Raw genomic sequence first — 4,423 nt, forward strand, 5'->3', positions numbered from 1 at the left:
AGGGATAGGGCGCCAGTTGCGTCGTGGTCGCCAGACGATAGGCCCGAACCAGCAAATAGTGGCCGCCAGCGCCGAAGACGCCCAGCATCAGCACCACGAACCACTGGAAGCCGCCATGCGGCAACGCGTGTGAGAACGCCAGCAGCGGGGCAAGCAGCACGGACGGCGCCAGCGCGGAGAACAGAATCAGGCTCTCGGACGTTTCCGTCGCCGACATGCGTCGCGTCATGATGACGTAAAAACTGTTCGACAGCATCGAGCCTAGAGCGAAGAGATGGCCGATGCCGAACACACCGACGCCCGGCCGGGTGATGATCAGGACGCCGACGAAGCCGGTAAGGATCGCAAGCCAGCGCCGCCAGCCGGCCCATTCGCCGAGCAGCGGACCGGCAAGCGCGGTGATCACCATCGGGCCGAAGAAATAGATCGAGGTGGTTTCGGCGAGTTGCAGTGTGCGTAGCGCCAGGATGTTGAACATGGTCGAGCCGAACAGGAACAGACCGCGCAGGATATGCGCAGGCAAGTTCTTGGCACGGAATCGCGACGGCTCGCGCCAGCCGCGCAGAAAGACGCCGACAAGCAGGACATGCACTGTGAAGCGGGTCCAGGCGACGATCAGCGCCGAGACGCCGGCAAGCACCAGGTATTTGCTGGAGGTGTCGAGGAAGGTGAAGCAGACATAGACGCAAAGCATCAACAGCATCGCCGCCGGCGGCGTTGCGCTTTCGTCCTGGGTTCGGGAAACGGTCAAGTTCAGGCCGGGGATAGGGTAGACGCCCCCTTTTGCGGTAATCATGGCTCGCGAGCAAGCCAATTGTCGGCCTTGGCCGGACCAAAAGCAGCTGCTGCAACAACGGCTACCCTCATGCGTGCATGCGGGCGCCTTTGGTGATCTTGTCGACCAGCTTCTTTTCGGCGCGCAGCGCGATGCCTACCACCTTGGCGTCCTCTGGCGCGAATTCGGCGAAGACGGCGCGGTTGGCGACGTCGTGGCCGGTCGCGAACATCTCCTCGACATAGAGCGAGGTGGTCACGCCGCGCTCCAGTGCCCGTCGCTGGATGGCGCCCAGCGTCTGTCCGTCGGTCGCCAGCACGATGACGGGCTGGATCGACAGCGGATTGTAGAGGTTACCGGCGCGGTCGCGATAGGGTTCGCCGATGATCCCGGGAGACTGCGCCACGATGCCGCTGGTCAGGAAAGCGGTGACGTTGAGTTTCTGCCAGACGGCAAGGTCTTCCCTCAGCACGATTGCAAATTTCGAATCGAACACCAAAATTGTTTCTCCGGCGAATGGCCCCATGACGGGCATGGATGAAGCGATGGCGCAGGGTCTAGGCGGTGAGGCGCAGGAAGGTCTTGAACGTTCGTGCGCGGATGACGACCGGATCGTTTCGGCGCCGGGCGGCGCGGGCATCGAGCGGATCGAGGCGCGCTTCCACGGCAACGCCTTCGAACTGCACCGCCACGACACCTACGGTATCGGCGTCACGCTGCACGGCGTGCAGCGCTTCCACTATCGAGGCGCCGTGCAGCACAGCCTGCCCGGCCAGGTGATCGTCCTGCATCCGGACGAGCTGCATGATGGCGGCGCCGGCACCGAGGACGGTCTTCGCTACCGGATCCTCTATCTGGAACCGTCGCTGCTGCTCGACTGTCTTGGCGGCGCGCCGCTGCCCTTCGTCCGCGACGCCGTGGTGAGCGATCCCGCCTTGCAAGGCACGCTGCTTTCGGCGCTGGCGCCTTTGGGCGAAGCGCTCGACGAGCTTTTCGTCGCCGACTTCATTGCGCAGCTGGCGCGACATCTCGGGCGCCACGGCGGTCAGCTGGCAAAGCCGATGGGCAAGACGGCATGGCGCGCCGCCGCGCTGGCTCGTGATTATCTCGAGGAGAATGCCGAACGCGCGGTGCGGTCGGAGGAACTGGAAGCCGTCACAGGCCTCGACCGCTATGCGTTGTCGCGCCATTTCCGTGCGACCTATTCGACCAGCCCGCATCGCTTCCTGCTGATGCGCCGGCTGCAGCGGGCGCGCCGGCTGATCGAGGCGGGAGAGCCGCTCGCCGAAATCGCCGTCGCCGCCGGCTTCAGCGACCAGAGCCATTTCAACCGGCATTTCAAGAAGGCATTCGGGCTGACGCCGGGCCGCTGGGCAATGTTGGTGGGTGGAACGGCGGGGGCCAGCGACGCAGCGCGCTAACAAAACATCGCTGCAGTGCTTGGAGCGACGACGCTGCGCGTCGCGCTTTAGCGGATTACCAACGCCTCGCGGTTGAGCGACGACGCTGACGCGTCGCGCTTAGCAGGGTCACCAACGTCTCACAGTGAGCGACGACGCTGCGCGTCGCGCTTAATCATCCAGCTCGGCGTCGTCGTCGATCAGGACAATATCCTCGTTGGAGAGGTTTGCCTCGATGCGGGCAAGCAGCTTGAACAGCGCCTTCTGGTCCTTCTTGTCGAGGCCTTTCAACGCCTGCTTCTCGGTCTTCTTGACCGATTTTTCGATGGCCTTGATGGTCTCGCGGCCGGATTCGGTGAGGAAGATGTGCGCCTGGCGGGCGTCTGCGGACGAGGCGCGCTTTTCGAGGAAACCCTGCGCCTGCAGCCGGTTGATGGTCTTGGTGATGGTCGGCGGACGAACGCCCAGGCGGCCGGCGAGATTGCCGGGGGTCTGGCCGTCCTCGCGGTCGAGCGCCAGCATGATCTGGTCCTGGCCGGCATAGAAGCCGTGCGCCAGAAGGCGTGCCGCAAGCGCCGTCCGCGCCAGTCGCGCCGCCGAATGCAGCCGGCTCATGGTTGCTGTCTTGTCCGCCTTGGCCATAGTCATTCCCTCTTCGGCCGAACCGGTGCGTGCAGCATAGATGCTGTCCGTCGGTTGGCAAATGACGATCTCTAAGAATCCGGCTTGCAGAACAGCTTTGCCGGCAAGCATTGCGGTCCGCGGAGGTGATGCCAGATGTTTATTTCAGTTAGATGACAAACGACTTTTGCGACCGGCCAGATTTGTAGCGCCCCGACGCCCGCCTTGTCGAACGGCCCGGCCGGCCCGTCTTCCGCCTCATCCTCGCAGCACCGGATCCGCCTCCGGCAAACGTCTGGCGGGGGGCGCCGCCTGGCCCATCGGTTTGGCGCGTGCAAAAGCCGGTCGCACATCCTATATGAGGCCGGACAATCCAAGATTTTCGAGGCAAGCCATGAGCGATGCACAGACGCAGATCCCGGTAACCGTTCTCACCGGCTATCTCGGCGCGGGCAAGACGACCCTGCTCAACCGCATCCTGTCGGAGAACCACGGCAAGCGTTATGCGGTGATCGTCAACGAGTTCGGCGAGATCGGCATCGATAACGACCTGATCGTCGAATCGGACGAAGAAATCTATGAAATGAACAATGGCTGCGTGTGCTGCACGGTGCGCGGCGACCTGATTCGGGTCGTCGAGGGGCTGATGCGTCGCCCCGGCCGCTTCGACGCCATCGTCGTTGAGACCACGGGCCTCGCGGACCCGGTTCCGGTGGCGCAGACCTTCTTCATGGACGACGACGTGCGCACCAAGACCAAGCTCGACGCGGTGGTTGCGCTGGTCGACGCCAAGCACCTGCCGCTGCGCCTGAAGGACTCCAAGGAGGCCGAGGACCAGATCGCGTTCGCCGACGTGGTGGTGCTGAACAAGACCGATCTGGTCACTCCCGAAGAGCTCGAGAAGGTCGAAGCGACGATCCGCGCGATCAATCCCGCGGCCAGGATCCACCGCACCCAGCGTTCCGGCGTGCCGCTCGGCGAAGTGCTCGACCGCGGCGCCTTCGACCTGTCCCGCGCGCTGGAGAACGATCCGCATTTCCTCGACGCGCATGATCACGACCACGACCATGAATGCGGTCCGGACTGCGATCACGACCATCACCATCATCACGATGGCCACGATCATCATCATCACGACCATGCTTCCGACATCCATGACGTGACGGTGAAGTCGGTGTCGCTGCGCGGCGGCGAGATGGACCCGAAGAAGTTCTTCCCCTGGATCGAGAAGGTGACCCAGATGGAAGGCCCGAACATCTTGCGGCTCAAGGGTATCATCGCGCTCAAGGGCGACGACGACCGCTATGTCCTGCAGGGCGTGCACATGATCCTGGAGGGCGACCACCAGCGCGCCTGGAAGGACGGCGAGAAGCATGAGAGCCGGCTCGTCTTCATCGGTCGCGATCTCGACGCCGAACGGCTCAGGAAGAGTTTCGAGGCTTGCCAGGCGGCTTGATTCTTTCCCTTCTCCCCTTGTGGGAGAAGGTGGATCGGCGCGCAGCGCCGAGACGGATGAGGGGTGCTCCAGCTTGGCCAACGCTTTCGTCTAAAGCCACGAGCGCCAACGTCTCATTCCCTGGAACACCCCTCATCCGTCGCCTTCGGCGACACCTTCTCCCACAAGGGG

Annotated in this window: 5 protein-coding genes; 2 read left to right on the top strand and 3 right to left on the bottom strand. The window is 63.7% G+C overall.

Going from position 1 to position 4,423, the window contains the following annotated elements:
* Positions 1–694: DMT family transporter (locus Q0L57_RS06910; protein WP_296739938.1), on the bottom strand; the 694-nt coding region annotated here is incomplete at its 3' end.
* Positions 695–863: 169 nt separating this feature from the next.
* Positions 864–1,271 (bottom strand): DUF2000 family protein, encoded by a 408-nt coding sequence (locus Q0L57_RS06915; RefSeq protein WP_296739930.1) that lies wholly within the window; start codon positions 1,269–1,271, stop codon positions 864–866.
* A 49-nt stretch (positions 1,272–1,320) separates the two neighbouring features.
* Here Q0L57_RS06915 and Q0L57_RS06920 point away from each other — a divergent pair, with 49 nt between their 5' ends.
* Positions 1,321–2,196 carry an AraC family transcriptional regulator gene (locus tag Q0L57_RS06920; protein ID WP_296739933.1) on the top strand — a complete coding sequence of 292 codons (876 nt, stop codon included), beginning with the start codon at positions 1,321–1,323 and terminating at the stop codon, positions 2,194–2,196.
* Between the two features lie 150 nt (positions 2,197–2,346).
* On the opposite strand, the gene Q0L57_RS06925 is transcribed toward Q0L57_RS06920, so the two are convergent.
* Entirely contained in the window at positions 2,347–2,817 is a 471-nt protein-coding gene (locus Q0L57_RS06925) for a MarR family transcriptional regulator (protein WP_296739940.1), read from the bottom strand.
* A 373-nt stretch (positions 2,818–3,190) separates the two neighbouring features.
* Here Q0L57_RS06925 and Q0L57_RS06930 point away from each other — a divergent pair, with 373 nt between their 5' ends.
* Positions 3,191–4,252, top strand: coding sequence for a GTP-binding protein (locus Q0L57_RS06930; RefSeq protein WP_296739935.1), 1,062 nt, complete (start codon positions 3,191–3,193; stop codon positions 4,250–4,252).
* Positions 4,253–4,423 lie beyond the last annotated feature (171 nt).

The sequence above is a fragment of the Mesorhizobium sp. genome, assembly GCF_024509055.1.
GTDB lineage: Bacteria > Pseudomonadota > Alphaproteobacteria > Rhizobiales > Rhizobiaceae > Mesorhizobium.